The organism is Ruegeria sp. HKCCA5839 (assembly GCF_013035585.1).
Taxonomy (GTDB): domain Bacteria; phylum Pseudomonadota; class Alphaproteobacteria; order Rhodobacterales; family Rhodobacteraceae; genus Ruegeria.
This window is the reverse complement of the sequence record NZ_WQIE01000014.1, coordinates 21,855-48,287: the sequence shown is the minus strand read 5'-3', so window position 1 is coordinate 48,287 and position 26,433 is coordinate 21,855. Positions and strand designations below refer to the sequence as shown.

The following is a 26,433-nucleotide window of genomic DNA, read 5'->3' as shown; positions in this document are numbered from 1 at the left end:
CTAGATCAGTCCGTGTTTGCGGGCTTTGGCCAGCGCCCCAATTCGGTTTTTTACACCCAGCTTCTGAAAGACGTTGTGTAGATGCCATTTCACAGTGGCCACTGACAGAACCAGATGCGCGGCCAGTTGCGCATTTGTCATGCCGCTTTCGATCAGCTGAAGCAGTTCAATCTCCCGATTGGTGAGCTCTTCTGCGACCCACAGATCGTCGTCTTTTTCTGAGGGATCGGCTTCGGCGCGTGTTTCGGGATCCATGCGCTGAAGGAGTTTGAACGGCCCCGACTGAGCGATCAGTTCACTGTCAGTACCGGCAGCCCGTCTAAGCTCGACAATTTTTTGCAGGACAGGGCGCGCAAAATCGGCAAATTCCAGAAACGGCGCGACAAGACCCAAACGATGGGCCTGATCTGCTGCACGGGACAATTCGCGCGCGGCTTCGGTGTGACGGTCAGATTCCGACAGCCCATGGGATTTCAGGATCGCAAAGCACAGCAATTCGTCTTGGGGCCATTTGGATTTCAGTCGCCGCTCCAGATCTTCGAGGATTTGCAGCGCGTCGGCAAAACGCCCCTCGGCCAGAGCCAGCTCGGCCCGGATCCGCTTTTGCCAAACCGCAATCACATCATGTGACCCCTTGAACCGTGTCTGCCAACTGCCGTCGAAAACACCCCATTGTGTGGCCAAACGATGCGCTTCGGCCGCGTTTCCACGCCGCGCCAGGAAAGAAATCTGCATACCCAAAGTAACAAAGGCCAGCCCCGGCAACCCGTTGCGCAAGCCCAGAGACTGCCCGCGCTCCAGCACTTCCATCACACGAGCGTCCTGACCTTCCAGCGCTGCCAGACCCGCGCGTACCTTATGTGAAATCAATAGCGGTTCCAGCGGGCCATAAGTGGCACTGAACCCGGTCCCCAGCGCAAGTTCGTCTTTGGCAGTCGACAGGTCACCCTGCAAATAGGCCAGATTTGCAGACAGCATATGCACCATCAGCCCAAGCAAGGTGTTTTCGCCTTCCTGAACCGCATCCGAAAGCGCGCGCCGCAAAGACTCATGCGCGGCGGTCAGATTGCCCGTCCGGCAGTGCACCATAACATCGATACAATCGGCCCAAAGCCAGACATAGCGCAGCCCGGCCCGCATCCCCAGAACGCGTCCATCCATCGCTTCTCGCAGGGCGATATCGGGGTTCTGCGCTGCCATCTGGCAATAGGCAGCGATGTTGCACAAGATCCCAAGCACCCCGGCCTCGCATCCGGGCCAGCGTTTGCGCGTATCCTTGATCTTGGCCAGTGCCGCATCCCGGTCATCCTGCGCCGCCAAGGCCAGCGCTTCAACCGTCTCGGCATAGGCGAGAATGTCGTGAAACTCTGCCTCTGACGAAATGCGATCCTTGACCTGCCGCACAATCGCCAGCGCCTGAGAGGTTGAATGGGTGAACGCCAAAGAGAAAGCGTAATCCAGCATCATCGCGGGGTAGGCGTTGTGATAGGATGCTGGCAATGCCTCGATCCACCGGATCAGCATCGTGTTATCCCCCTGCTGACGCGCGATCCGCGGCGCGCTTTCACTAATCAGCCGTGCGGCCTCGTCGAAATCGCGAATGTCGAGCAGGTAATGGATCGCCTCGTCCAGATAGCCAAATTCCAGACACCATTCGCTGGCACGGCGATAGATGTCAGCTTTCTGAAAGGTGGGATCCTGCTGCGCTGTTTCAGTGAGGAATTCAGCAAACAGATGGTGATAGCGAAACCAGGTGGCGTCTTCGTCCAGCGCAATGATGAAAAGACCGGTGTCGATCAACCATTGAACAATCTTTCGGTTGCCCTGCTGATCGCGCACATATTCGCACATCGGAACACTGAAACGGCGCAGAGGCGCAGTGCTGAGCAGAAAGTCCCGTACGTCATCGGGCAGGTTCTCCATGACGTTGTCATAAAGATACCGAGCGACCCGTTCCTTCGACCCCCGGAACCTGGCCGGGATCTGCCCAATCCTCTTTCGGGACGCCACGATCGACGCCGTGGCGATTTGCAGACCCGCCGCCCAGCCCTCGGTCGATTTCATGATGTTCGACACATCCGACGGCAGCAAAGACTGATCCAGAGACTTTTCGAAAAACCGTTCCGCCTCGATCTGCGAAAACTTCATCTGCGCCGCGTCGATCACCACCAAACGGCCTTCCATTTCCCGGCGCTGAATCTCAAGCCTCGGGGTCGCGCGGGCCGCGATATATGCCCGCAGATCGGTCGATGCCGAATCCAGAAACCGACCAAAACCACGTAGCAACACCGGCGAGTCGATACAGTGGAAATCGTCGAAAAACAGCGCAGTGGGAACGTTGACACGGGCGGCGGCACGGCTGAGAAGTTCGAACGCGCGATCCAGATCTTCGGGATCGGTCATGCTGGTCTGCTGAAACAGCTCTGCCGCATCGATGACACCGGCCTCGGTCAGCAAGCGAACGAAATAGGCCAGGAAAACGGCGGGCCGGTTGTCCAAGCCATCCAAACCCAACCATCCGACCCGCTGCCCCTGCGAGGCGGTTTCGTCGAAAAGCTGACGCATCAAAGTGGACTTGCCGTAGCCGGTCGCAGCCACAAACAACGCCGATTCCGATTGCTCGGCCGCAAATCGCGCGACAAACCTCTCGCGTGAGATGTTCGATTTGGTCAGTTTCGGCGACTGCAGCTTCGTCTCGATCAGGATGGTCACATCCTGATGGTCTGGCGTGTCATCCATATCTCTCTCCCTGCGCGCACAATAGAGCCAAGGCGCAAGGCGCGGCAATCACCTAACCGAAAGTTTGGGGTCAAGGTTGGATTTGGCACCTAACCTTCAACAACTGACAAGAACGGGGAGGATTACATGTCAGATCAATTGCACGCCAACCGGCTGATCAAACACGGAATTTTAGTGATGATCATCGGGCTTATCTGCGGATTCGGCCTGACGTTTTCGATTCTGGGCCAAATCAGCCTGTCACCAATCCCTCTTGTCATCGACTATCAGATGCCCGGCACCACAGCCGCGTGGGCGCGCATGCATACGGGCTGTTTGATGAACGGGATCATGCTGCTGGCTGTGGCCGCTCTGTATCCGCGCTTTGTCCTGACCACACGACAAGAGGCCGGAATTTCCAAAGGTCTGGTCTTTGTGGCCTGGGCAAATGTGCTGTTCTACATTTTTGGCGCCTTCTCACCCAACCGCGGCCTGGCGCTGTCGGAAACCCCGGCAGGGGGCGCGAACTGGGCGTCGTTCATCGCCTATATCCCGGCCGTGATCGCGGCGGTCTTGCTGCTGATCATCCTGGCCCGCCTGCTCATGGCCCTGCCCAGTAAACGCGACCTGTAACCAATCGAATGGAGGAGACGATGAAGATCACCGACGAACATCCGATGGACAATATCAAGGTCCGCACGTTGAAGTTCGACACCACAGAAATGGACTCGCCCGTTTGGAGCAAATCCTGCCCTGAATTCGCGATTTTCATCAATGCGCTTGGTGTCCACGTGCCCTATTTCGAGCGCTACCTGATCGCGGCGTTGGGTAAGGCAAAGCCCAAGATCACCGATGACAAGCTGCGCAGCGATGTGTCGGACATCATCGGCCAAGAGGCGCACCACGCCAAGAACTTTATCGCGTTCAACAAGTATCTTTCGGAATGCTACCCCAAGGTGGATGCGCTGGACAAACATGCCAAACAGGATTTCGCCAACATGGCGCGCAAGGACGACTTGCGCCGTCTGGTCGGTTTTACAGCAGGGTATGAGACATTCACCTTTCTGGCTGGCATGATCATCCTGGACAATTACGAAAAGTGGATGCACGACGCCAATCCGGTAGTGCGCGCCCTTTGGGTCTGGCACCAGGTCGAAGAGGTTGAGCACGGCGCCGTGGCCTTTGAAGCCTATCAGCATCTTTATGGGGAAGATGAATGGTACCGCCGTCGCATGGTGGCCGAGGCGCTGTGGCATATCGTCAAGGAAACCTGCAAGGCCTATTTCCACATGTGCAAGGTCGAGGGGTATTTCAAATCCATCCGCGGCACCTGGAAAAGCGTCAGTTTCCTGACCAAGACCATGGCGGAAATGGCCTGGCTGGCCCTACCAGTGTTGAAACGGAACTACACCCCCCGCAACCATCCGCTTGTGAACCAGCGCAAGAACCCCGTGGGGTTTGCATGGCGCAACTGGGAAGATGATGGCGGCGAGGTCTTGTCGATCGATCACCGCCAGATGGCACAAATTCTTATGTATGAGATGCCCGAATGAACCTGTTTGCAAAGAACAGGACTGACCGGCCAAAGGAACAAAAAATGCTTGGAAAAATGATGATGCAGCAGCTGACCATCGGCGCTGCAATTGAGCACGCGGAACGCTGTCACGCTGCCACCGAAGTGGTGGGGGTCGAGACTGACGGCTCGAAAACCAAAAGCAACTGGGGCACCGTGGCACGCCGCGCCCGACAGTTGGGCAGCGCTTTGACCAAGGCCGGACTGGCCCAAGGGGACAGGGTCGCAACCATCGCCTGGAACAACCTGCGCCATCTCGAGATCTATTTCGGCAGTTCTGGTGCAGGGTTCGTCTGCCACACGATCAACCCGCGTCTGTTCCCCGATCAGTTGGAATATATCGTCGCCCACGCGCAGGATCGCATCCTGTTCATCGACGAAACCTTTGTTCCCATCGTCGCTGGCATGGGCGAACGGTTGAGCGTCGTAGAACGCGTCATCATCCTGGCACCCAAATCTGACGCTTTGGCCGCACAATTGCCCAATGCCGAGTTCTTTGACGACTTCCTGGCCACTGGAGACACCGATTTTGACTGGCCCGAAATCGATGAGACCAGCACCTCGAGCCTGTGTTACACCTCGGGCACCACGGGCAACCCCAAAGGCGTTGCCTATACCCACCGCAGCACCATGCTGCATTCGATGGCTCTGATGGCCGCTGATGGCATGGGGCTGGGCGCGTCCGAGGCGGTTCTGACCGTGGTTCCCATGTTTCATGTCAACGCCTGGGGCATCCCCTATGCGGCGGCGATGGCGGGCTGCAAACTGATCTTGCCCGGGCCAAAACTGGACGGGTCCAGCCTGTTGTCATTGATCCTGGAAGAACGCGCTACCTTTGCCGCTGGCGTGCCGACCATTTGGGCCGGGTTGTTGCAGGCCCTGGCCGAAAACACGCCCGATGACCTGCCGTTGAAACGCACTGTCGTCGGCGGCTCGGCCTGCCCGCCGTCGATGATGGATGCCTTCCGGGATGTGTTCGGGGTTGAGGTGATCCATGCCTGGGGCATGACCGAAACCAGCCCGCTTGGGGTGATCAATCATCTGACAAATGCGCAGCTTGCGTTGACCAGCCGACAGCAGAACAAGATTCGCGTTTCCCAGGGGCGGCCCCCCTTTGGTGTTCAGCTCAGAGTGTTGAACGAGGATGGCAGCGAAGCCAGCACGGGTGGCGGCGCCACAGGCATCTTGCAAATCAAAGGTCACTGGATCGTCGAGCAGTATTTTGCAACCGATACCCCGGCCACGCAGGACGGATGGTTCGATACCGGAGATATCGCAAGTATCGACGCGGATGGGTTTGTCACCATTTTGGATAGGTCCAAGGACCTGATCAAATCGGGTGGCGAATGGATCTCGTCGGTCGAATTGGAAAACATCGCAATGGCGCATCCGAAAATTGCCGATGCCGCCGCCATTGCGGTGCCGCACCCCAAATGGGATGAACGACCGGTCATTCTGGTCAAATTGGTGGATGGGGCCGAGCTCAGCGAGGCTGCGGTTCTGGAAATGTATGGGCACAAGATCGCGAAATGGCAAATCCCGGATCGTGCAATCTTTGTCGACGAAATCCCGCGCAACGCAACCGGCAAGATCGTCAAGACCAAGCTTCGCGAGACTTACGCAAAAGACGTCACATTGGCCTAATGCAAATTGACAAAGGGCGGGTAAGAACCCGCCCTTTCACATTCTCTAGCGGCGCGCCAGATGGACCCCCGCTATCGTACAGCGGACCGAGCCGCCCGCCATTTCAATGGTCGGGATCGGCAGCGGGACAAGCGCCGCACTTTTTTCAATGATTGCCTTTTGGCTGTCGGTCAGCGCATCAAATGCCGTTTGCGAGAGGGCCAGAATGCGCCCGTTTTTCCCCTGAAGTTCAATCGCGTTGCCGGCAAAGGCTTCGATCTGATCATGGCTCAGATCAATCACCTCTCGACCGGGCTGGGCAAGACGATCAACAACTTCCTGGCGGCGCTTTTCATCAGTGATCATCTCGGCCCCGATCAAGGCATAGTCGGTTCCGATGCACATCAGCACATTGGTATGATACACCGGCACGCCCCGCCGATCGGTCGCGGCAAAGGCCATGGGTTCATAGTTGAAATGGGTGCAAAACCGTTCCAGCAAGATCGGGCTGGTCCGGTCGGATTCAACCGCATAGGCCACGCGATCTGCGTGGTCGATCACCATCGCGCCAGTGCCTTCGAGGAACAGGTTGTCCTGCTCCAGCCCTGAATAGTCGATGATGTCCTGAACACGGTATTCCTGTTTGAGCAACTCGATCACATCCGTGCGCCGCTCCAACCGCCGGTTTGGCGCTTTCATCGGATAAACAGCCACGTGACCACCCGCATGGGTCGAAAACCAATTGTTCGGGAACACGCAATCCGGCGTGCGAGGGTCTTCGCCTTCGAACACATGCACATGCACACCATGCTGACGCAAGATTTCGGCCGAGCGCGTCGCCTCATCATAGGCTTGCTGCGCGATATCCCCATCGGCTGGCGGGTTGGCCTGAAACACGTTGTCACCTGTCTGCGTATTCACCGAGAAATGGTGCGGACGGATCATGATCACCGAAGACGGTGCCTGAATGCTGGGTTTTTCCATTGAATAGCCTCTCGCCTGATCACGCCGAACGCAACAGCATACCGAACAGATCGCGAGGATCGTCGGGGTCGGCCAGCATATCCAGATCCTGGAAGTAATCCGTGCCTTTGATGCGATCACGAATGAAGCGCAGGGCCGAGAAGTCTTCAATCGCAAAGCCCACGCCATCAAACAGGGTGATCTGACGATCACCGGTCCTGCCGGGCTTGGCGCCGGTGATAACTTCCCACATTTCGGTCACTGCAAAGCTTTCGGGCATCTGCTGAATCTCGCCCTCAACCCGTGTCTGCGGCGGGTATTCGACAAAGACGTCCGAGCGTTCAAGGATGTCCTTGTGCAGCTCGGTCTTGCCCGGGCAGTCGCCTCCGATTGCATTGATATGCACGCCAGCGCCAACCATGTTGTCCGTCAGGATGGTCGCATTCTGCTTGTCAGCGGTGCAGGTCGTGATGATCTGAGCGCCCTCAATGGCCTCTTCGGGCGTGTTGCACGCGATGATGTTGAACCCGCGCCCAGTCAAATTGCGCACCAGTTTTTCAGTGGCTTTCGGATCCACATCATAAAGGCGCAAGGTGTCGATACCGCAAAGCACTTTCATCGCCGTGGCCTGAAACTCGGACTGGGCCCCATTTCCGATCATTGCCATGCAAGTCGCACCTTTGGGTGCCAAATGCTTGGCCACCATCGCCGAGGCCGCGGCAGTGCGCAGCGCGGTCAGGATGGTCATCTCGGTCAGCAGGACCGGGTAGCCAGTATAGACATCCGCCAACAGGCCAAACGCCGTGACCGTTTGCAGCCCTTCCTTGGTGTTCTTGGGATGCCCGTTGACATATTTGAACCCATAGGCCTCACCATCCGAGGTCGGCATCAGCTCGATCACGCCGACATCCGAATGGCTGGCGACGCGGGGGGTCTTGTCGAACTTTTCCCACCGGCGGAAATCGTCTTCGATATAGGCGGCAAGCCCTTCCAGCATCGCCTCGATGCCGACGCTATGCACAAGCCGCATCATGTTTTCGACGCTGACAAAGGGAACAAATGCAAGTTCAGAGGGGGATGGCTTTGTCATGAGGCACCTTCGATTCTTCGTTTTTGACAGTATCTCCTGTTAGAATTTCAGAATAAATGAGCTAATTGTTAGATGATAGGATCACCCGATATACAAAATGCGCACCCCAATTTGACAGAAAGCCAAGAATGACACGACCTGGTCAAAGCAAACATATCTATGACGATCTTGACCGACAGCTGATTGCGTTGCTGCGGCGCGATGGCCGCGCGCCGGTGTCAAAACTGGCTGATCTGCTTGGCGTGACCCGCGCCACGGTGCAAAGCCGGATGGACAAGCTGTTGGACACCGGTGCGCTGCTGGGCTTTACCGCGCGCGTGCGCGAGGACTACGAAGAGGACTATATCCGTGCGATCATGATGATCGAGGTTGTCGGGAAATCCACCAGCCAGGTCATTCGCGCGTTGCGCGGGATGCCCGAGCTGTTTGCACTGCATACGACAAATGGTAACTGGGATCTTGTGGCCGAGGTGCGCGTGGCCAAGCTGCACGATTTCGACCGCGTGCTGCGCGAGGTCAGGATGATCGACGGCGTTTCAAACAGCGAAACAAGCCTCCTTCTGTCCAGCGTGTGACGCAGCTGGCTATTGCTGCTGTTTTTCCCGAATCCGAATCGCTTTTGCAGCCGCACGGTGCTGTTGACCTGCGCCCGACCAGTTGAGTTGCTTATTCTTTACGCACAAGCCGCGCTGGCTTTGGGGCGGTGATCCGGCTGAACCACGCCCATTAAACATTATTAAATCAGAGACTTAAGGCAAAACAGCGGTGAAAGACCCGGAAGTTTGGCGCTAGTTTCTGTAGCGTCGGCCCGTGTATTTTTTTTTGAAATGTCAATTAGGTCTTTTCAACATGTCAGAACGAAAAGGATGAAATTTTCATGTATGATCCCAGCTCACCTCTTTTGCGTTCCGGCTCGGAAGACGGGGCGCCCCCGGCACCCGAGGCCAAGGCACGGTTCGCTGAAGACCGGCTTTTGGATGCGGTGATCTGGTGTGAAATCCGGCCAGGCGAAATTCTGACCGAAGCAGACGCGATGGAGCGGTTCGGGCTGACCCGAGCGGCGGCACGGGCCGGGCTGACGCGTCTGGGATATGACAATTGGGCTTTGCCACAACCCCGCACCGGTTGGCTGATCCTGCCGGTCACCGGCGCGCTGATCGGTCAGGTTCTTGAAGCGCGCCGGATCGCTGAACCTATGCTCTCAACCGCGCGTCTGGATGTGCAGGCGCGGGCCGAGTTGAAGAATATTGCCGATGTGATCGAAGCGCTTCACCCTCGGGATGAAGCCGCTGCCATCGCTTCGTTCCGGCACTATGTCGACCGGATCGATGGGTTGTTGCTGGGCGCCATCAATCCATTTACCGCCCGCCATCTTCGAAAGCTCTGGCATCATACCGCACGCATCACCCGGTTTCTCGAAGATGAATCCGACAGCACCATTTTTCGCCGCGATGACATCAATGCCTTGGTCAAAGCGGTCCTTTCCGAAGACGCCGACGCCGTGGCTGCGGCCCGGCTTTCCCTCATTGACGCGCAAGAGGCCTTCTTCCTTCGCCAACTCCTGAAAAGCGAGGCTCCTCTCACCCCCGGCAGCGGGGTCATTGCGCGCAGCAAACAAACAGCTGCCCCCAACAGGAGACCCTCATGACTTCAACCTTCAAAGGACTAATGACCGGTGTGGCACTGGCTGTTTTTGCCCTGCCAGCCTTTGCGCGTGACATTACAATCGATCTGGCGGGCGAGCCGTCGTCGCTGGATCCCCATCTGCAGTGGAACCCCGACAGCTATTACGACTATCGCAATGTGTTCGACAATGTGGTCACCCGCAACAACGCAGGTGAAATTGTCCCCCAACTCGCCACCGAATGGGAACAGGTCAGCGATACCGAGCTGGTTTTGACCATTCGCGACGATGTCACCTTTCACGATGGTGAGCCGTTGGAGCCGTCCGACGTGGTCTATTCGGTTCTTCGGATCACCAACCCCGATTTCGCCTCGCCACAGCTGGGGCAATTCAACCAGATCATCGGGGCCGAAGTCGTTGATGGCAACAAGGTCAAGCTGACCACCGATGGCCCCTACCCGGCCCTGATGGCGCAGCTTGTCAAACTGTCAGTTGTGCCCGAGCATGTTGTCGAAGCGGTGGCAATGAGGCGTTCAACGCGTCCCCGCTGGGCTCGGGCCCTTACACGTTCGAAGAGTGGGATCGCGGCGTGTCGGTCACACTGGCGCGTAATGATGCCTATTGGGGCGAGGCCGGACCCTTTGACAAGGCCATCTTCCGCGCGGTTCCCGATGCAGCCACACGGGTGGCTGACCTTCAGGCAGGCACCGCTGATCTTGTTGTCAGCATCGATGCCGATGCGGGCGCGCAGCTGGCCTCGAACCCCGATGTCAAGGTTCTGTCTGCCCCGACCGAGCGTGTGGGCTATGTCGGTCTGAACCTCGACAAACCGCCGTTCAACAATCTTGAGATGCGCAAAGCGGCCAGCCTTGCGATTGACCGTCTGGGCATCACCGAAGGATTGCTACAAGCCGGTGAGGTGCCGATGGCGCAAATGGCAAGCCCGGCGCATTTCGGCTATAACCCTGATCTGCCACTGTTCGAATACGATCCGGACATGGCGCGCGAGATCGTTGCGGCCAATGCCGATCTGGCCCAGACACCTGCCACGCTTGCAACAGCGCCTGTCTTTGATCAGCGCATCGTGCAGGCGGTTCAGCAGATGTTGAACGATGTGGGGTTCAATGTGTCGATCTCGATGACCGATATGCCGACCTATCTGGGCATCGTGCGCTCCGAGCCGGCAGAGAACAGCGAACTTAGCTTTGGCCGTTGGTCCTGTGCGTGTCAGGACGCGGATGGAATCGCCTATCCGACCCTGCATTCCGACAGCGCCTGGAGCCGGGTAAACGTGCCCGAACTGGATGAATTGCTGGAAAAGGCCCGCGTATCGTTGGACCCGGCCGTGCGTCAGGATGCCTATAACAAAGTGTCCCAGATAGTGCGCGACAACTATTACCTGCTGCCAATGTATCAGGCTGCCGTGCTTTATGGTGCAACCGCCGATCTGGAATTCGAGCCAACGGCCAACGAAAGCATGTTCCTCAACCGCATGAGCATCGCTGAATAATGATGCGCTTTGCTTTGCATCGCAGCGGGCAGGCTTTGATCGCGGCCTTTGGTGTGGTGACGCTGGTGTTCTTTATCCAGCGTCTCACCGGAGACCCCGTGACCTTGCTGCTGCCCGAAACCGCGACGCAGGCAGATATCGAGGCCATGCGCAGCGCGCTTGGCCTCGACCGCCCGATCTGGGTTCAATACTTCACCTTTCTGGGTGACATGGTGCGGCTGGATCTGGGCCGCTCGTTCGTTCAGAACGCGCCGGTCTGGGACATTCTCGCCAGCCGCATTCCGCAGACGTTGCAACTGGCCGGAGGGGCTTTGTTCGTTGCTCTGGTCATCGGCTTGCCGCTGGGGCTGCTGATGGCGCTGAAGCGGGGCAGCCGCGTGTCGCGTTACAGCATGGGGCTGGTTCTGGCCTGCCAATCGCTGCCGACATTCTGGTCTGGCATCATGCTGATCCTGGTGTTCGGCGTGCAGTTGCGTTGGCTGCCGTCCTCGGGCACCGGTACATTGGCGCATCTGATCATGCCGTCAATTGCCCTGGGCCTGCTGTCGCTGGCGACCTTTGCCCGGATTGCCCGCGCCTCGGTCGTTGATGAATTGGGCAAGGACTATGTGCGCTCGGCCCGCGCGCGCGGTGTAGGCACCGGACGGCTGGTCCGGCGACACCTGCTGCGCAATGCGCTGATCCCGGTCATCTCGATCACCGCGCTGGAAGTGTCACAACTGCTGGCGGGTGCAGTCATCGTGGAGACGGTTTTTGCCTGGCCCGGACTTGGGCAGTTGACCGTCCAATCCATCGCCGCCCGCGATTTCGTTGTCGTGCAAGCGGTTGTTCTGTTGGGCGCCTTTGTCACCATCGGGGCCAATCTTGCGGCAGACATACTCTATTCCGTGGTTGATCCCCGGGTAAAACTGAGAGGCACCACATGAACGCACGACCCTATCTGACCTGGTGGCCTGCCTGGCTTTTGGCTGCGCTTGTGCTGTGCGCCTTGTTTGCGCCCGCGCTCGCACCCCTTGACCCGGATCGGCAGGACCTTCTGGGGCGGCTGAAACCACCCGGACACGAAGGCCGTAATGCCGCAACCTTCTGGCTGGGCACGGATGAGCTTGGCCGCGACATCCTGAGCCGTGTCATCCATGGCGCGCGGGTTTCCATCGCGGTGGCGGTGCTGTCAGTGCTGCTGTCGGGCGTTGTCGGTGTGGCTGTAGGTATGACCGCAGGCTATCTGCGCGGCTGGGTCGAAGCGGTGCTGATGCGCCTCGTCGACATCTTCCTGTCGATCCCGGCCATCTTGCTCGCCATCATCATGGTCGCGGTTCTGGGTCCGGGATTTTTCAACGTGATCCTGGTGCTCGCCCTCACCCGCTGGCCGCGTTATGCGCGGGTGGCCTATGGTCAGACCCTGGCCATTGCCGAGCGCCCCTATGTTCGTTTGGCCCGCGCGATGGGCGCCACAACACCGCGCGTTCTGGCGCTGCACATCCTGCCCAACATCATCGGCCCGCTTCTGGTGGTCGCGACGCTTGAATTTGGACTGATGGTCCTGTTCGAGGCCGGACTGTCCTTTCTGGGCCTGGGTGTGCAACCGCCCACCGCAAGCTGGGGCGCGATGCTGTCAACCGGGCGCAACTATGTGGCAACCGCCTGGTGGATCGCAACCTTCCCCGGGCTGGCCCTGTTTTTGCTGGTCCTCAGCGCCAATCTGATCGGCGACCGGGTCAGCGACCAAATTGGAAAAGGACGTTAGAAATGGATTTCGGAGCCGAGTTTGACGGCCAAAAAGTAGTGGTCACCGGGGCCGCAGGGATCATGGGCCGCGCGTTGGCACAAAGCTTTGCCGATGCCGGGGCCGAGGTCTGTTCGGCTGACCTAAGCACCGAAGGTTTGAGCGGTTTTGCCGTCGCCGCTGACCTGACCACCGATGCCGGCACCGAAACGCTGTTGGACGCGGTGGCCGCGCGCTGGGGCGCGCCGGATGTGGTGATCAACAATGCTGCCATCTATCCCTCGTCCTTCCTGCTGGACATGCAGGTTTCCGACTGGGATCAGATCATGGCGTTGAACCTGCGCGCGCCTTTTGTGTTGATGCGCGGCTTTGCGCTGCAAATGATCCAGCAGGGCAAAGGCGGTGCTTTCATCAATATCTCATCTGGTGCGGCACGCAAAATGCGGCGCACGGCGGTGACCTATTGCATGTCGAAAACCGCGCTGGACCGGATGACCAAGGGCTTTGCGCTTGAGCTGGCCGAATACGGGATCCGCGTGAACTGTCTGGAGCCGGGCTTTGCCGCGGGCTCGGCAGTGTCCGAGCTGAGCCAGGAACATATCGACCGCGTCATGGCCGCGATCCCGCTGGGGGCAGAGACGCGAAGCGAAGATATCGGGCAGGCTGCGCTCTACCTGGCCTCATCGGCGGCCAAGAATATCACCGGCACCTCGCTGGCCGTTGATGGCGGCAATTCCGCCGGAACCATGGATGTTTACCAAGCCAAAAAGAGCGCGCTGTGAACTGGAACCCAACCCCATATCCCTGGCCCGATGACTATCGCGCCGCCGCATGTTTCACGGTGGATGTCGACGCCACCTCACCCTGGCAGTGGCAGCATCGCGATAAGATCCCAAGCGGCATCGCGGCGTTTGAGCACCGGCAATACGGCATGCGGCAAGGGCTGGCGCGTATGGTCGCCATGCTGGACCGTCTGAACATCCCCGGCAGCTTTTTCGTGCCCGGCATCGTCGCCAAGGACAACCCCGACCTGCTGCCCGGCCTGATCGAACGCGGTCATGAAATCGGGCTGCACGGGTTTTATCACGAGATCGTATCCGAGATCTCGGACGCGCAGTTCACCGACGCGCTTGAGGCCTCGATCGAGCTGTTTGTCGCGCAGACCGGTGCGCGCCCTGCCGGGTTCCGCTCACCCGCCTGGGAAATGACGCCCCATATGCTGTCGGAATTGCGGCGACACGGATTGTGGGATTCCAGCCTGATGGGTCACGATCTGCCCTACCAGATTGACGGGGTCACCGAATTGCCGGTGCGCTGGGACAATGATGATGCCATCTTTTTCAAGTTTCTGGGCGCAGGTGACCGCCCGCCACGCTCGGAAGCCGAGATCTGTGCCCGCTGGACCAATGAGGCCCGGGCCCAGATCCGCGACGGTGGTCTGTTCATGCTGACTGTTCATGACTGGATCTCGGGCCGCGCGGCGCGGGTCGAATTGCTGTCGGATCTGTTCGAGCCTTTATGCGCGGATGAGGCCGTCTGGATCACCACCTGTGGCGAGATCGCCCGACATCACCAAACGGTGGGCGGGCTGGAGGTTACTTCGCAAACGGTGACACCGATCAATGAAAGGACAGGCCATGAGTGACGCCCGGACCCAAGCGGCAGGTCACAAAACCGGCCCGCTCTGGGATGTCAGCAAACCGGCCGTACAAAGCGCGGGCGGCATCGTCGCGGCGCAACATTTCGAGGCCGCGCAGGCTGGGGCAGATGTGCTGGCTGCCGGAGGCAACGCAATGGATGCTGCCGTGGTCGCGGCCTGCGTATTGTCGGTGGTCGAACCCTGGCTTTCGGGGCTGGGTGGTGGCGGGTTCCTGCTGCACGCCAGCGCCGCGGGTCAGATCGAAGCGCTGGATTTCAACCTGCGCGCGCCGCGTGGCATTTCCGTATCCGACTATCCGCTGACCGGTGGAGAAGGGGGCGACTGGTTCAACTGGCCCTCGGTCGAAGGTGATCGCAATCTGATCGGGCCCCATTCCATCTGCGTGCCCGGCGCGGTTGCCGGGCTGGCCGAAGCTTTGTCGCGCCATGGCAGCCTCAGCTGGGCCGAGGCGCTGGCCCCGGCAATTGCCGTCGCCGAACGTGGAATGCGGGTGGACTGGTTTGCAAAACTGGCCTTTGCCATCGACACACCTGGCCTGTCCAGCAACGCGGCGGCGGCTGCGGTTTTTCTGGATCCCGCCCGACTGAAACATGATGCAGAGGATCCCACCGTGCAAGTGCTGCCCCTGCCCAAGAAGGCCGCGATGCTGCGCGCTTTGGCCAAACACGGTGCGCGGGACTTCTATGAAGGCGCGGTGGCAGCCCAACTGCTGACGGACCTTTCCGACATTGGCGCTAAACTTACGGCAGAGGATCTGAGCAGCTATGCGCCGCAATGGTCTGCGCCCGCAACGCTGGCCTATCGTGACCGGGTGGTGCACACAATGCCGGGCCTGTCCGGTGGGGCCTCACTTCTGTCGGCCCTGTCCAAACTTGAACCACAGACCCTGTCCACGCTCGGCGATGTTGATCTGGCGGTGGCCTATGCTGATGCTATCCGGTCGGCCTATGAAGACCGGTTGACACAGATGGGTCACGCGGCGGCAGGTGGGGATTGCACCAGCCATGTCTCGGTGGTGGATGCGGCGGGCAATATGGTGTCGCTGACCAACACGCTGCTGTCGCGGTTCGGGTCCAAAGTGGTGGCCCCCGGGCTGGAATTGCTGATGAATAACGGCATGATGTGGTTTGATCCACGCCCGGGTCAGCCCAACTCTATCGCGCCGGGGGCACGGCCTCTGGCCAATATGACACCGGTGATCACCACCCGCGACGGTGTCCCCGACAACGCCATCGGGGCTGCCGGAGGGCGGCAGATCTTCCCCGCAGTGCTCCAGATCCTGTCGCAGATGATTGACCGCGGGCTAACGGCCCAAGCCGCGCTGCATCATCCCCGGATTGATGCCAGCACGCCCACCATTCTGGTCAACCGTCGCGCCGCGGCCGATACCGCCACGGCCATTTCGGCGCGGCACCCGGTGCAGATCACCGAAGACTCGCTCTATCCCGTGCAATTCGCCATCCCCTCGCTGGTGCAGCGAGGCGCGGGTGGTGCGGCCAATGCGGGCGCGGTTCATCCGACCTCTCCCTGGACCGCAGCGGTGGCCGCGTCATGAGCTTGCTGCGCGTTCAGGATTTGGCCATCACGGCGGGCGATCTTTCACTGGTTGATGGCGTCACGCTGGACGTCAATCCGGGTGAGGTTGTGGCGCTGGTTGGCGAAAGCGGATCTGGCAAATCCCTGACCGCGCTTTCGATCATGGGGCTGCTGGCCGAGGGGTTGGAACGCCAAGAGGGCCAGATTGTTTTTGACGGCAAAGACCTTGCGGCGATGCCCGACGCTCAGTTGCAAGACCTGCGTGGCGCCGATCTGGCGATGATCTTTCAGGAACCTGTCTCATCGCTCAACCCGTTGCTGAGTGTTGGTGAACAGGTCGCCGAAAGCCTGATCGTGCATGGCCGGGCCAACCCCGACACCGCGCGAGAAAGTGCAATCGACATGCTGGCGCGGGTTGGCATCCCGGATCCCGCCCGCCGCGCACAGCAACTGCCGACCGAATTGTCCGGTGGAATGTGCCAGCGCGTCATGATCGCCGCTGCTCTGATCTCGCAGCCGCGCCTGCTGATCGCGGATGAGCCGACAACGGCTCTGGACGTCACCATTCAGGCGCAGATTCTTGCACTGATGGGGAAGCTGGCCGCCGAGGCCGGAACCGCCATCCTTCTGATCACCCATGATATGGGGGTGGTGGCCGAACTGGCGGATCGCGTCTGCGTCATGTATGGTGGACGGGTTGTCGAACAGGGCCCGGTCACGCAATTGTTTGCAACCCCGCTACACCCCTATACGCGTATGCTGTTGCAGACGATCCCGCGTCTGGATGATCCACCCAAACGCGAGCTCTTTGCCATTCGCGGCAATGTGCCCAGCCCGCGCGACTGGCCCGAAGGCTGCCGCTTTCGCAACCGGTGTGATCGCGCGTCCGATGCCTGCCGCACACGTCCCGAACTTGACGGCACCATCCGCCGCGTCGCCTGTTTCCACCCGGCCGAGGTCCCCGCATGAGCCTGTTGCAGATCGAAGATCTTCGGGTCCATTTCCCTGTCCGCACCGGTCGGTTCGGTGGCGGTCGCGGTACAGTGCGCGCGGTCGACGGGGTTTCGCTGACCATCGAAGCCAATGAAACACTGGCCGTTGTGGGCGAGTCGGGATGCGGCAAATCCACCACCGGCAACGCGGTTCTGGGGCTCGCCCCGGTGACCGAGGGGCGCATCCTGTTTGAAGGACAGGATCTTGCCAGTCTGGATGCCGCCGCGCGCCAGAATGTCTGGCGTGAGATGCAGGTGGTTTTTCAGGACCCGGTCAGCGCCCTGAATCCGCGACGCACGATTGCACAGTCCATTGCCGAACCTCTGGTCATCCATGGCTGGGCCAAGCCCGACATCGCGGCGCGCGTTGACGAACTTATGGCGCTGGTCGGTCTGAACCCGGATCAACGCGACCGGCGTCCAGGCGCTTTGTCGGGTGGGCAGCGGCAACGCGTCGTAATCGCACGGGCACTGGCGCTGAACCCCAAGCTGGTCATCTGCGACGAGCCGGTCAGCGCGCTGGACGTCTCAATCCAGAGCCAGATCCTTAACCTGTTGATGCGATTGCAGCGGGAATTGGGACTTAGCTATCTGTTTATCGCCCATGACCTGAGCGTGGTGCGCCACATCGCCGATCGGGTGGCCGTGATGTATCTGGGTGTGGTGGTCGAGGAAGGCCCCGCCAGCGCGGTTTTTGCAAACCCGGTCCACCCCTATACCCAAGCCCTTTTGTCCGCCATCCCGCTGCCGGATCCCACGTTGCGTGACCGCAAAAAGCGCATCGTTCTGGAAGGCGATCTCCCCTCGCCTCTGGATCCGCCAGCGGGATGCCCGTTCGTGACGCGTTGCCCGCTGGCCGAAGCGGCCTGCTCTGATACGCGCCCCGGTCTGGACCTGGCGGCGCCCGGCCACAAGGTCCGATGCCCTGTTCGGTTGCGCGCAGCGGATCAGCCCTGATCAGGTCGACAGCTGCGCGCGGCAGTTGGGCACAAATGTCACCCTTGGTGATGCCAATCGCTGTGATCCTGCGCTAAGCTGACACAATGCCCAATGCCAAGCCGCCACATCCGCAAGACTATTTCCCGCCCTTCGGGGGCCTGAAATCTTTCTACGAGGTTGCCCTGACCGGCAGCGCGGTGGCCGCTGCTGCGCGGCTGAACGTGTCGCCTTCGTCCATCAGCCATCAACTCAAATCGCTTGAGGCCGAGCTTGGCGTGCGGTTGATCGCAAACCGGCGTGGGCGGCTGTTTCTGACACCGGATGGCAGCCAGTTCTTTGACCGGATCAAAGGCCCGATGTCCGAGATCCTGCGCGCGACCGAGGCAATCCGTTCGATGCCCGGACGCAAACGCATCTCGTTGACACTGACACCGTCATTTGCGGCCGGATGGTTGCTGCCACGCTTGGCCGATCTGGAACGCAAGCACCCCGATCTTGAGGTCAATCTGGTCACCACGACCCGTGTGGTCGATCTGGAGCGCGAGAATGTCGATCTGGCCATTCGCCGGGGCACCGGGGACTGGCCCGACACCATCGCGCAGCCTTTGCTGGGCGAGACGATCATACCCGTCATGTCCCGCGCGTTGGCAAACCAGCTGAACGGCGCGCCCTTGTACGAGGTTCTGAAAACGCAGCGCATTCTGGTCAACACAACCGTCGATGGTGAGTGGGACAGGTGGTGCGCCGCCCGTGGGCTGGATCTGCCCACCGCCAATCAACGCTATGGGCTTGAGACATACGAGCTGACAATCCAAGGTGCGCAAGATGGGCTGGGGATCGCGCTGGGGCGACGCCCTTTGGTGGATCCGCTGCTGGATATGGGTGGTCTGGTTGCCCCGTTCGATGTCGCTGACGCCGACAATATGGCCTATTTCATTGTGCGTCCCAACACGCCGATGCGATCTGATCTAAAGCGGTTTCACGACTGGTTGATGAAACAAAGCAGTTGAATTTTTTTCAACTCCTGCTGAGATTTTTGCACTTCGATCTGTGGGCCCAACGCGGTTACCTTCAGGGCACGGATCACAGGAGCAAGTGACAATGCAAAGCGACGATCTTCCAAGACATGGCCCGCTGACGGGTGTTCGGGTTGTGGATCTGACAGCCGTGGTTTCGGGTCCGATGTGCACCATGATCCTGGCCGACCAGGGCGCTGATGTGATCAAGATCGAGCGCGCCGATGGCGATTTCACCCGCCATGTCGCCACCCGGCGCGGCGGGCATTCGGCCTCATACCTCAACAACAACCGCAACAAACGCTCGGTCGTTGCGGATTTGAAGAACCCCGACGACATCGCGATGATCAAGCAGCTGGTCAAGGATGCGGATGTGTTCATCCAGAACTTCCGCCCCGGTGTAATGGACCGGCTGGGCCTGAGCTATGAGGTGCTGAGCGCGATCAACCCGCGCCTGGTCTACATGTCGATTTCGGGCTTTGGCTTTGATGGGCCGCTGTCGGGCAAACCTGTTTATGACCCACTGATCCAGGCGCTGTCGGCGCTGACCACCGTGCAGGCAGGCAGCGATGAAGAACGCCCACGCCTGGTGCGCACCATTCTGCCCGACAAGCTGACCGCCGTGCAGGCCAGCCAGGCCGTCACCGCCGCCCTGTTCGCGCGCGAACGCACCGGCAAGGGCCAAAAGGTCACCTTGTCGATGCTAGACACGGTTGCGGCCTTCCTCTGGGCCTCGGATATGAACGGGCATACTTTTGTCGGTGACGAGATGGAGAAAGAAGAGAGCCAGTCTTTCCACGATCTGATCTATGAGGTGAAAGGCGGCTATCTCAGCATCTCGATCATGCAGAACAAGCATTGGGAGGCTCTGGCCCATGCGACCGGTCGGCCCGACATCCTTGAGGATGAGCGGTTCAAGACCACCGAACTGCGCGACATCAACCGCGATGCACGTTTGGATCTGACCCAAACCATCGTGCGCGAGGTGGATCGTGACACGCTGCTGGCTGCGCTGGAACAGGCGGGCGTGCCCTGTGCCCCGGTTTTGACCCGCCGCGAGATGCGACAGCACCCGCAACTGCAGGCCAATGGCACCATCGTCGAATATGACCACCCCTCAGCGGGCCGCCTGCGCCAGACCCGCCCGGCGGCTATGTTCCACGGCACACCCGCAACCGATCTGCGCCCTGCGCCGGAACTGGGTGAACATTCCGACGAAATCCGCGCCTTGGCTGGCCGCTCTGATCTGGCGGATGCTTCATGATCGATTTCTACTATTCCCCCACCCCCAACGGCTGGAAGGTTGCGATCATGCTGGCCGAAACGGGGCTGGAGCATCGGACCGTTCTGATGAACCTGCGCGCAGGCGACCAGCTGACCCCCGCCTTCCGCGCCATCAGCCCCAACGCCAAGATGCCCGCCATCGTGGATCATGACACCCCGGATGGCCCGCAAACCGTGTTCGAAAGTGGCGCAATCCTGCTGTATCTGGCCGAGCGCACCGGCCAATTCGGCCCCCAGTCCCCGACCGAGCGTATCGCGTTCAACGAATGGCTGTTCTGGCAGGCCGCCAATCAGGGCCCGATGGGCGGGCAGCTCAGCCATTTTGTCAATTACAGCCCGAAGGGCGAAACCTATTCCCACAATCGGTACAAGGGCGAGTTTGAGCGCGCGCTAGCTGTGATGGAAACCTGGCTGGACGGGCAAGACTATATGCTGGGGCGCTATTCGATTGTCGACATGATGTGTTTTCCCTGGGCGTTTATCGCCAAGCCCTTGGGCGTGTCGCTGGACAATTTCCCGAATGTCGCCGCCTGGCGCCAGCGGATCAAGACGCGCCCGGCGGTGATCGACGCCATCAACCTGCACAAAGACGCCCAGTTTTCCGGCAAAGCCACTGCCGAACAGAACGCCACCCTGTTCAACCAATCCGCCGCGCATCTGATGCAAGGCCAAGAAAAGACCAACTGAAAGAAGAAAAACCACCACCAACACGGAGAGAACAATGCCCAAGATCGAAGGAAGCTGCCTGTGCGGCCAGGTCACCTATAGCTCAAGCGCCGAAGAACCGGCGATGATGGTCGTCTGCCATTGTCCCGATTGCCAAAAGCAAAGCGGATGTGGCTATTCCACCAATGTGCTGGTTCCCACCGCTTCAATCTCATTTTCGGGTGAAAGCCGCAGACAGTATGTGGTGAATGGCGCATCGGGCCTGCCTGTGACACGGAATTTCTGCAGCAATTGCGGCTCGCCCCTGACCACGGAGATGCCAGCCTTTGATCATCTGGCCGCCGTCAAAGCTGGGACGTTGACGGACAGCAGCTGGGTGAAACCAACCACCGAAATCTGGTGCGATTCATCGCAACCCTGGAGTAAGCTGACAGACGACATGGCAAAGGCGCCCGCAAACCCGGGCTGAGTTTTGCCTGACCAAGCGGCCCCTGTGCCAAGGAGCAAACGCAATGAAAATAGCCGCGGTACAGGCCGCCCCGGTTTTCCTTGATCCGCAAGCCAGCACCGACAAGCTGATCAGTTTGTTGCGTGCGGCTGCGGCGCAGGGGGCCGAACTGGTAGTGTTTCCCGAAGTGTTCCTGTCGGGTTACCCCGTCTGGCTGCGCGCGCCCGAAGTGGCCCACAATGATGAGCTGTTGCGGATCGGCCATCTGGCCTATCTTAAATCGGCAATCACCACCGACGGGCCCGAAATTGCAGCCATTTGCGCCGAGGCAACGGCCTTGGGCGTAGCTGTTATGACCGGGATTGTCGAACGCGCGGGCTCGGGTGGGTCGGTCTATGCCACGCTGGTCACCATTCTGCCCGACAAGGGTGTGGTGAACGCCCATCGCAAGCTGAAACCTACCTTCCATGAGCGGCTGCTCTGGGCCGATGGCGATGGCCACGGGCTGGCGGTGCAGGAATGGAAAGGCGTCAGGATCGGCGGTCTGAACTGTTATGAGAACTGGCAGCCCCTGGCCCGTCAGGCGCTGTATCAGCAGGGCGAACAGCTGCATATCGCCACCTGGCCCGGTGATCTGGACGTCACCGATCATATCACCCAGTTCATCGCGATGGAGGGCCGGGTCTATGTCGTCTCGGTCTCGGGCTTGCTGCGCAGCGCGGATATCCCCGAAAGCTTCCCGTTGCGGAAATATGTTACCGAAGGGCGCGACCTGATCAACGATGGCGGCAGTATGATCGCCGCTCCGGGCGGGGCGCTGCTGGCCGGGCCAGCGGTCGGAGAAGAGGTCACCCTGTTTGCCGAGATCGATCTGGATGCGGTGACATCGGCCCGGCTCAAGCTGGACCCGGCAGGCCATTACAGCCGCCGGGATATTCTGAGCCTGTCGCATAACCGCCAGAGGCTGGACTAGAGCCAGGCCCTAGCCGTGGTCTTCGTCCAGATCAAAGATCGGATCCAGTACCAGAACTAGTCGGGTTTCGCCGGTTCCAGCGATAGGGGGCGAACGGTGTTTCAAATCCGAGACCGGGTTTTCAGGCCAAAGCGTGCCGCGCATGACCATCGGGGATCCGGTGGGCACGGTGGCGATATCGCGCGGTTCAGCCCCCCCTTGCGCAAACCCGTATTGCGTTCCGGTGCCGCGATAGGTGCAAATCAGCCGTGCCTTGATCGCATCAATATGAAACTTGCGACACGCGTTGGTGGTGATCACCCCCAGGCGCAGCCGCAGATAAGACGCCCGCATTATGGCGGCGAAGCGTTGCGACAGATCAGCAATGTCGCCGATCAGCCAATCGCGCTCGACACAGGGCGCCATCGTGGAACCGTCGCAAAGATACGACACCGCCTGCGGGATCGCGTCGGGGCGGAGCACGGAGCGGGTCGCGGGCAGTTGGCACGGGTCCAGCCCGTCGATCCAGGCCTGAAAACCTTTTGGCAACGGGCGATCCCAGATCGCCGCTGCGCACTGCGGCTCTTGGATAGCGGCCAAGCCGTCAGCCGCCTTGGCAAAATGCACGGCTTCTGAATGGTTCTTGATCTCGGCATATGCAACGCTCATGCTGCTTCCCCTTCGCGGCGCCAGCCGGGAAACGGATCAGGCAGATCCAAAGGCAGCGCGTCTGGGTTGGCCGCCACATCTGCGGGCACCAGACAGTCATCCAACCGCGCCTTCAGCACGGGCCAGTCGATGCCCGAACCGATGAACACGATCTCTTGCCGCCGGTCGCCCCAGGGCTCGGCCCAATGTGCCTGCATATAGGCCCGTGCGCCGTCGTGGTCAGGCCAACGTTCTTTCGGGACCGACGCCCACCAGGTGCCCAAAGGTTTGACCGAAGACAGCGCCCCGGCCATTGAGAACTCGGCCACCCAATTGGGGCGGGTGGCCAGCCAGAAATGCCCCTTGGCCCGGATCACGCCCGGCAGGTCACCGTTCAGCACCTCAAGGATCTTTTCGGGCTCAAAGGGCTGCCGCGCCCGGTAGACAAAGCTTGCCACGCCATATTCCTCGGTTTCGGGCACGTGATCGGCAAACCCATAAAGCTCTTTCGCCCACATCGGATGCTCATGCGCCTTTTCAAAATCGAACATACCCGTGTCCAGGATCGCCCCGGCAGCCACATCCGAGTGGTTGGTCTCGATGATCCGGGCATCGGCGTTCAGGCTGCGGATGATCTTGCGCGCCGCATCCGTGCGCTCGGGCCCGGCATCCTCGACCTTGTTCAGGATCACCACATCGGCAAATTCGATCTGTTCCACCAACAGATCGACCAGAGTGCGATTGTCCTCGTCGCCCATGGTTTCACCGCGATCCTTCAGGAAATCGTGGCTGGAATAGTCCTGTAGAAGGTTCACCGCATCAACGACCGTAACCATCGTGTCCAGCCGCGACACGTCCGAGAGGCTTTCGCCAAGCTCATCTCGAAAATCAAAGGTTGCGGCCACGGGCAAGGGTTCCGATATCCCGGTGGATTCAATCAGCAGGTAATCAAACCTCCCCTCATCGGCCAGCCGCCGCACCTCTTGCAGCAGATCGTCGCGCAGGGTGCAGCAGATACAGCCATTCGACATCTCGACCAGCGTCTCATCGGTGCGGCTCAGCTCGGTATCCGCGCGCACCAGATCGGCATCGATGTTGACCTCGGACATATCATTGACGATCACCGCCACCCGACGTCCTTCGCGGTTGTTGAGAACGCGGTTCAGCAATGTGGTCTTCCCCGCACCAAGGAACCCGGACAGGACAGTGACGGGCAGTCTGGTATCAGTCATTAAGAGGTAACTCCGTTAGAAATTGAGTGAGGGACGATGGGGGCCAGCGCGGGCAGAGACAGGATCGAGGGTTTGGCCGGGATGCGTGGAATATCTTACTCTAAATCTTATGTGATATCATAACGTTTCTAAAACGGCGAAGTGAAACTGTCCAGTCCCTTAGCGCTCTAATCCAATGGTGCCGCCTGTTATGCCCCGCGCCGCAGGTTCAGACCCAGCAGGCTGAAACAGGCGAAGATCACCGCTGCAACGCACACGATCGAGGGCCCCGCTGGCGTGTCGAACACATAAGCGGCCCGCAGGCCCGCAACCGCAGAGAACGCCCCGATGGCCGCGGCAATCAGAGCCATCGATTCCGGTGAACGCGCCAGGCTGCGCGCGGCAGCGGCGGGGATGATCAGCAGAGCTGCGATCAGCAACACGCCCACGACCTTGATCGCCACGGCAACCGTCACGGCCAGAGACAGGGTCAGGATCAATTGCTCTCGCTTGGGGTTAAAGCCACTGGCATAGGCCAGTTCTTCATTCAGGGTGGCTGTCAACAGGTGCGACCACCGCCAGGCCAGCAGCGCCATGACAAGCGCGGCTCCGCCCCAGATCACCACAAGATCAGACCGCGACACCGCAAGGATATCGCCAAAAAGATAGGCCATCAGATCAATGCGTACGCCCGACAGGAACGACACCGCAACCAACCCAAAGGCAAGCGCGGAATGCGCGAGAACACCCAACAGCGTGTCCATCGCATAGCCCCGCCCCGACAACAGTGTCACCGTCAAAGCCATGATCAGCGCAACCGCCAAAGCGCCTGCAAAGATCGACATTTGAAAGGTCAGCGACAGCGCCACACCCAAAATGGCCGCATGCGCCGTGGCGTCTCCGAAATAGGCCATGCGGCGCCACACGACGAAACAGCCCAGCGGAGCTGCGGCAAAGGCAACGCCAACCCCTGCAAGGGTGGCCCGTGTCATGAAATCATCAAGCATCATTCAGCCGCTTCATGGTGGTGGTCGTGATCATGGTCATGGTCGTGCCGATAGAGCGCCAGCGCGCCACCCGTACCCGTTCCGAACAGCGCGCGGTATTCCGGTGCCGAGGCCACCACGGCGGGCGAGCCCTGACAGCAGACATGGCCATTGAGGCAGATCACGCGATCTGACGCGCTCATGACCACGTGCAATTCGTGGCTGATCATCAGGATGGCACAACCTGTTTCGCGACGCACCTCTTCGATCTGGCGATAAAACGCGGCAGATCCGGGTTGATCCAGTCCTTGCGTGGCTTCGTCCAACAACAAAACCTCGGGCTGGTTGATCAGCGACCGGGCCAGCATCACGCGCTGGAATTGCCCGCCCGACAATTGTGACATCTGCCGCTGCAGCAAGTCAGGCACGCCTGCGGCCTCAAGCGCCGCAGCACATTCGTTCCGCGACACCCGGTCGGTCAGACGCATGAACCGCTCGACCGAGATGGGCAGCGTGGGATCAATATGCAGTTTCTGCGGCACATAACCGATCTTCAATCCAGGCTTCAGCGCCACCTGCCCCGCAGAAGGTTTGGTCGCCCCGATTATCGCGCGCAACAAGCTTGTCTTGCCCGACCCGTTCGGGCCTACGATCGTGACGATCTCACCCGGTTCGATGGTCATCTCGACATGACTCAGGACCGTATTGGCGCCATATCGGACGCTGAGGTTTTCGACCTTGATCAGGCTCATTCTTAAGCCTTTTCAGTGCAGTCGGGGCACAGGCCTTCGGCCTCGACAACCGTGCGTTCGATCTCGAACCCGGCGGCGCGCGCGGCGGCACCCAATGCGCCTTTGGCCGGGGCTGACTGTGCCTCGGCCACCGCATCGCATTTTCGACAAATCATGAACGCAGGCGAATGCGTGGCCCCGGGATGGGAACAGGCCACAAAGGCATTCAGACGTTCGACCTTGTGGACAAACCCGTTCTGCACCAGAAAGTCGAGCGCGCGATAGGCCACCGGCGGTTGCGAGCCGAAGCCTTCTTCGCGCAGCCGGTCAAGAATCGCATAGGCCCCAAGGGCGCGATGCTCTTGCAGCAACATCTCAAGCACCTTGCGCCGCACATCGGTCAGGCGCAGCCCATCTTGCTTGCATCGTGCTTCTGCCGACGCCAGCGCGGTCGCGACACAGGCCTTGTGATCATGCGCCTGAAAACCCACCGGCGCGGTGTCTTCGGCTGGAACAGAGGGGGAGTCACTTGTCATG

At 60.0% G+C, this 26,433-nt stretch carries 26 protein-coding genes and 1 pseudogene; 19 read left to right on the top strand and 8 right to left on the bottom strand.

Annotated features, from left to right (window positions below; all coding sequences use genetic code 11):
• On the bottom strand, positions 1–2,739 hold the full coding sequence (locus tag GOV38_RS21235) for a LuxR C-terminal-related transcriptional regulator (protein ID WP_171210247.1): 2,739 nt from the start codon (positions 2,737–2,739) through the stop codon (positions 1–3).
• Positions 2,740–2,865: 126 nt separating this feature from the next.
• Between GOV38_RS21235 and GOV38_RS21230 the strand changes: the two genes are divergently transcribed.
• From GOV38_RS21230 to GOV38_RS21220, 3 genes are read left to right on the top strand one after another with little or no spacing between them, the layout of a single operon-like run.
• Positions 2,866–3,351 (top strand): hypothetical protein, encoded by a 486-nt coding sequence (locus tag GOV38_RS21230; protein WP_171210246.1) that lies wholly within the window; start codon positions 2,866–2,868, stop codon positions 3,349–3,351.
• 20 nt (positions 3,352–3,371) lie between these two features.
• On the top strand, positions 3,372–4,271 hold the full coding sequence (locus GOV38_RS21225; protein ID WP_171210245.1) for a metal-dependent hydrolase: 900 nt from the start codon (positions 3,372–3,374) through the stop codon (positions 4,269–4,271).
• Between the two features lie 44 nt (positions 4,272–4,315).
• Positions 4,316–5,935: a long-chain fatty acid--CoA ligase gene (locus GOV38_RS21220; protein ID WP_171210244.1), complete on the top strand. Its 1,620-nt coding sequence runs from the start codon at positions 4,316–4,318 to the stop codon at positions 5,933–5,935.
• A 45-nt stretch (positions 5,936–5,980) separates the two neighbouring features.
• On the opposite strand, the gene ctlX is transcribed toward GOV38_RS21220, so the two are convergent.
• A complete protein-coding gene (gene ctlX, locus GOV38_RS21215) occupies positions 5,981–6,898 on the bottom strand; it encodes a citrulline utilization hydrolase CtlX (RefSeq protein ID WP_171210243.1) in 918 nt (305 codons plus the stop codon).
• Positions 6,899–6,917: 19 nt separating this feature from the next.
• Positions 6,918–7,967: an ornithine cyclodeaminase gene (locus GOV38_RS21210; RefSeq protein ID WP_171210242.1), complete on the bottom strand. Its 1,050-nt coding sequence runs from the start codon at positions 7,965–7,967 to the stop codon at positions 6,918–6,920.
• A gap of 128 nt (positions 7,968–8,095) precedes the next feature.
• Between GOV38_RS21210 and GOV38_RS21205 the strand changes: the two genes are divergently transcribed.
• The 16 genes and pseudogenes from GOV38_RS21205 to GOV38_RS21135 all read left to right on the top strand — a co-directional run bounded on the left by GOV38_RS21205 (position 8,096) and on the right by GOV38_RS21135 (position 22,341).
• On the top strand, positions 8,096–8,542 hold the full coding sequence (locus GOV38_RS21205) for an Lrp/AsnC family transcriptional regulator (protein WP_171103831.1): 447 nt from the start codon (positions 8,096–8,098) through the stop codon (positions 8,540–8,542).
• Between the two features lie 302 nt (positions 8,543–8,844).
• Entirely contained in the window at positions 8,845–9,615 is a 771-nt protein-coding gene (locus GOV38_RS21200) for a GntR family transcriptional regulator (RefSeq protein ID WP_171210241.1), read from the top strand.
• A pseudogene (locus tag GOV38_RS22425) lies at positions 9,612–10,085 on the top strand (ABC transporter substrate-binding protein); the annotation flags it as partial. The gene GOV38_RS21200 and the pseudogene GOV38_RS22425, both read left to right, overlap by 4 nt.
• 53 nt (positions 10,086–10,138) lie before the next feature.
• The gene (locus tag GOV38_RS21195; RefSeq protein WP_171210260.1) at positions 10,139–11,101 is read left to right on the top strand and encodes an ABC transporter substrate-binding protein; all 963 of its coding nucleotides are present in this window, start codon (positions 10,139–10,141) and stop codon (positions 11,099–11,101) included.
• Positions 11,101–12,027: an ABC transporter permease gene (locus tag GOV38_RS21190; protein ID WP_171210240.1), complete on the top strand. Its 927-nt coding sequence runs from the start codon at positions 11,101–11,103 to the stop codon at positions 12,025–12,027. The genes GOV38_RS21195 and GOV38_RS21190 overlap by 1 nt, the downstream gene beginning before the upstream one ends.
• Positions 12,024–12,848 (top strand): ABC transporter permease, encoded by an 825-nt coding sequence (locus GOV38_RS21185; protein WP_171103824.1) that lies wholly within the window; start codon positions 12,024–12,026, stop codon positions 12,846–12,848. The genes GOV38_RS21190 and GOV38_RS21185 overlap by 4 nt, the downstream gene beginning before the upstream one ends.
• Positions 12,849–12,850: 2 nt before the next feature.
• Positions 12,851–13,609, top strand: coding sequence for an SDR family NAD(P)-dependent oxidoreductase (locus GOV38_RS21180; RefSeq protein ID WP_171210239.1), 759 nt, complete (start codon positions 12,851–12,853; stop codon positions 13,607–13,609).
• The gene (locus tag GOV38_RS21175) at positions 13,606–14,472 is read left to right on the top strand and encodes a polysaccharide deacetylase family protein (protein WP_171210238.1); all 867 of its coding nucleotides are present in this window, start codon (positions 13,606–13,608) and stop codon (positions 14,470–14,472) included. The genes GOV38_RS21180 and GOV38_RS21175 overlap by 4 nt, the downstream gene beginning before the upstream one ends.
• Positions 14,465–16,042 (top strand): gamma-glutamyltransferase, encoded by a 1,578-nt coding sequence (locus GOV38_RS21170; RefSeq protein ID WP_171210237.1) that lies wholly within the window; start codon positions 14,465–14,467, stop codon positions 16,040–16,042. Before GOV38_RS21175 ends, GOV38_RS21170 begins: the two co-directional genes overlap by 8 nt.
• Positions 16,039–16,992 carry an ABC transporter ATP-binding protein gene (locus GOV38_RS21165; protein ID WP_171210236.1) on the top strand — a complete coding sequence of 318 codons (954 nt, stop codon included), beginning with the start codon at positions 16,039–16,041 and terminating at the stop codon, positions 16,990–16,992. The genes GOV38_RS21170 and GOV38_RS21165 overlap by 4 nt, the downstream gene beginning before the upstream one ends.
• Positions 16,989–17,972 carry an ABC transporter ATP-binding protein gene (locus GOV38_RS21160; RefSeq protein ID WP_171210235.1) on the top strand — a complete coding sequence of 328 codons (984 nt, stop codon included), beginning with the start codon at positions 16,989–16,991 and terminating at the stop codon, positions 17,970–17,972. Before GOV38_RS21165 ends, GOV38_RS21160 begins: the two co-directional genes overlap by 4 nt.
• An 86-nt stretch (positions 17,973–18,058) precedes the next feature.
• Positions 18,059–18,964: a LysR substrate-binding domain-containing protein gene (locus tag GOV38_RS21155; protein WP_171210234.1), complete on the top strand. Its 906-nt coding sequence runs from the start codon at positions 18,059–18,061 to the stop codon at positions 18,962–18,964.
• Between the two features lie 91 nt (positions 18,965–19,055).
• Positions 19,056–20,234: a CaiB/BaiF CoA-transferase family protein gene (locus GOV38_RS21150; protein ID WP_171210233.1), complete on the top strand. Its 1,179-nt coding sequence runs from the start codon at positions 19,056–19,058 to the stop codon at positions 20,232–20,234.
• Positions 20,231–20,941: a glutathione S-transferase family protein gene (locus tag GOV38_RS21145; protein WP_171210232.1), complete on the top strand. Its 711-nt coding sequence runs from the start codon at positions 20,231–20,233 to the stop codon at positions 20,939–20,941. The genes GOV38_RS21150 and GOV38_RS21145 overlap by 4 nt, the downstream gene beginning before the upstream one ends.
• A 34-nt stretch (positions 20,942–20,975) precedes the next feature.
• A complete protein-coding gene (locus tag GOV38_RS21140; RefSeq protein ID WP_171210231.1) occupies positions 20,976–21,389 on the top strand; it encodes a GFA family protein in 414 nt (137 codons plus the stop codon).
• Between the two features lie 43 nt (positions 21,390–21,432).
• Complete coding sequence (locus GOV38_RS21135; protein ID WP_171210230.1) at positions 21,433–22,341, top strand: carbon-nitrogen hydrolase family protein; 909 nt, start codon at positions 21,433–21,435, stop codon at positions 22,339–22,341.
• A 9-nt stretch (positions 22,342–22,350) separates the two neighbouring features.
• On the opposite strand, the gene GOV38_RS21130 is transcribed toward GOV38_RS21135, so the two are convergent.
• The 5 genes from GOV38_RS21130 to GOV38_RS21110 all read right to left on the bottom strand — a co-directional run bounded on the left by GOV38_RS21130 (position 22,351) and on the right by GOV38_RS21110 (position 26,432).
• Positions 22,351–22,989, bottom strand: coding sequence for a DUF1826 domain-containing protein (locus GOV38_RS21130; protein ID WP_171210229.1), 639 nt, complete (start codon positions 22,987–22,989; stop codon positions 22,351–22,353).
• Complete coding sequence (locus GOV38_RS21125; RefSeq protein WP_171210228.1) at positions 22,986–24,200, bottom strand: GTP-binding protein; 1,215 nt, start codon at positions 24,198–24,200, stop codon at positions 22,986–22,988. The genes GOV38_RS21130 and GOV38_RS21125 overlap by 4 nt, the downstream gene beginning before the upstream one ends.
• A gap of 188 nt (positions 24,201–24,388) precedes the next feature.
• Positions 24,389–25,186: an iron chelate uptake ABC transporter family permease subunit gene (locus tag GOV38_RS21120; RefSeq protein WP_171103793.1), complete on the bottom strand. Its 798-nt coding sequence runs from the start codon at positions 25,184–25,186 to the stop codon at positions 24,389–24,391.
• Positions 25,186–25,917 carry a metal ABC transporter ATP-binding protein gene (locus tag GOV38_RS21115; protein WP_171210227.1) on the bottom strand — a complete coding sequence of 244 codons (732 nt, stop codon included), beginning with the start codon at positions 25,915–25,917 and terminating at the stop codon, positions 25,186–25,188. The genes GOV38_RS21120 and GOV38_RS21115 overlap by 1 nt, the downstream gene beginning before the upstream one ends.
• 2 nt (positions 25,918–25,919) lie before the next feature.
• Positions 25,920–26,432 (bottom strand): transcriptional repressor, encoded by a 513-nt coding sequence (locus GOV38_RS21110; protein ID WP_171210226.1) that lies wholly within the window; start codon positions 26,430–26,432, stop codon positions 25,920–25,922.
• Position 26,433 lies beyond the last annotated feature (1 nt).

Excerpts from the sequence above, each read along its gene's own strand:
- GOV38_RS21235 (WP_171210247.1), bottom strand. The coding sequence starts at position 2,739 with ATGGATGACACGCCAGACCATCAGGATGTGACCATCCTGATCGAGACG.
- GOV38_RS21230 (WP_171210246.1), top strand. The coding sequence starts at position 2,866 with ATGTCAGATCAATTGCACGCCAACCGGCTGATCAAACACGGAATTTTA.
- GOV38_RS21225 (WP_171210245.1), top strand. The coding sequence starts at position 3,372 with ATGAAGATCACCGACGAACATCCGATGGACAATATCAAGGTCCGCACG.
- GOV38_RS21220 (WP_171210244.1), top strand. The coding sequence starts at position 4,316 with ATGCTTGGAAAAATGATGATGCAGCAGCTGACCATCGGCGCTGCAATT.
- ctlX (WP_171210243.1), bottom strand. The coding sequence starts at position 6,898 with ATGGAAAAACCCAGCATTCAGGCACCGTCTTCGGTGATCATGATCCGT.
- GOV38_RS21210 (WP_171210242.1), bottom strand. The coding sequence starts at position 7,967 with ATGACAAAGCCATCCCCCTCTGAACTTGCATTTGTTCCCTTTGTCAGC.
- GOV38_RS21205 (WP_171103831.1), top strand. The coding sequence starts at position 8,096 with ATGACACGACCTGGTCAAAGCAAACATATCTATGACGATCTTGACCGA.
- GOV38_RS21200 (WP_171210241.1), top strand. The coding sequence starts at position 8,845 with ATGTATGATCCCAGCTCACCTCTTTTGCGTTCCGGCTCGGAAGACGGG.
- GOV38_RS21190 (WP_171210240.1), top strand. The coding sequence starts at position 11,101 with ATGATGCGCTTTGCTTTGCATCGCAGCGGGCAGGCTTTGATCGCGGCC.
- GOV38_RS21185 (WP_171103824.1), top strand. The coding sequence starts at position 12,024 with ATGAACGCACGACCCTATCTGACCTGGTGGCCTGCCTGGCTTTTGGCT.
- GOV38_RS21180 (WP_171210239.1), top strand. The coding sequence starts at position 12,851 with ATGGATTTCGGAGCCGAGTTTGACGGCCAAAAAGTAGTGGTCACCGGG.
- GOV38_RS21170 (WP_171210237.1), top strand. The coding sequence starts at position 14,465 with ATGAGTGACGCCCGGACCCAAGCGGCAGGTCACAAAACCGGCCCGCTC.
- GOV38_RS21165 (WP_171210236.1), top strand. The coding sequence starts at position 16,039 with ATGAGCTTGCTGCGCGTTCAGGATTTGGCCATCACGGCGGGCGATCTT.
- GOV38_RS21160 (WP_171210235.1), top strand. The coding sequence starts at position 16,989 with ATGAGCCTGTTGCAGATCGAAGATCTTCGGGTCCATTTCCCTGTCCGC.
- GOV38_RS21155 (WP_171210234.1), top strand. The coding sequence starts at position 18,059 with ATGCCCAATGCCAAGCCGCCACATCCGCAAGACTATTTCCCGCCCTTC.
- GOV38_RS21150 (WP_171210233.1), top strand. The coding sequence starts at position 19,056 with ATGCAAAGCGACGATCTTCCAAGACATGGCCCGCTGACGGGTGTTCGG.
- GOV38_RS21145 (WP_171210232.1), top strand. The coding sequence starts at position 20,231 with ATGATCGATTTCTACTATTCCCCCACCCCCAACGGCTGGAAGGTTGCG.
- GOV38_RS21140 (WP_171210231.1), top strand. The coding sequence starts at position 20,976 with ATGCCCAAGATCGAAGGAAGCTGCCTGTGCGGCCAGGTCACCTATAGC.
- GOV38_RS21135 (WP_171210230.1), top strand. The coding sequence starts at position 21,433 with ATGAAAATAGCCGCGGTACAGGCCGCCCCGGTTTTCCTTGATCCGCAA.
- GOV38_RS21130 (WP_171210229.1), bottom strand. The coding sequence starts at position 22,989 with ATGAGCGTTGCATATGCCGAGATCAAGAACCATTCAGAAGCCGTGCAT.
- GOV38_RS21125 (WP_171210228.1), bottom strand. The coding sequence starts at position 24,200 with ATGACTGATACCAGACTGCCCGTCACTGTCCTGTCCGGGTTCCTTGGT.
- GOV38_RS21120 (WP_171103793.1), bottom strand. The coding sequence starts at position 25,186 with ATGCTTGATGATTTCATGACACGGGCCACCCTTGCAGGGGTTGGCGTT.
- GOV38_RS21115 (WP_171210227.1), bottom strand. The coding sequence starts at position 25,917 with ATGAGCCTGATCAAGGTCGAAAACCTCAGCGTCCGATATGGCGCCAAT.
- GOV38_RS21110 (WP_171210226.1), bottom strand. The coding sequence starts at position 26,432 with ATGACAAGTGACTCCCCCTCTGTTCCAGCCGAAGACACCGCGCCGGTG.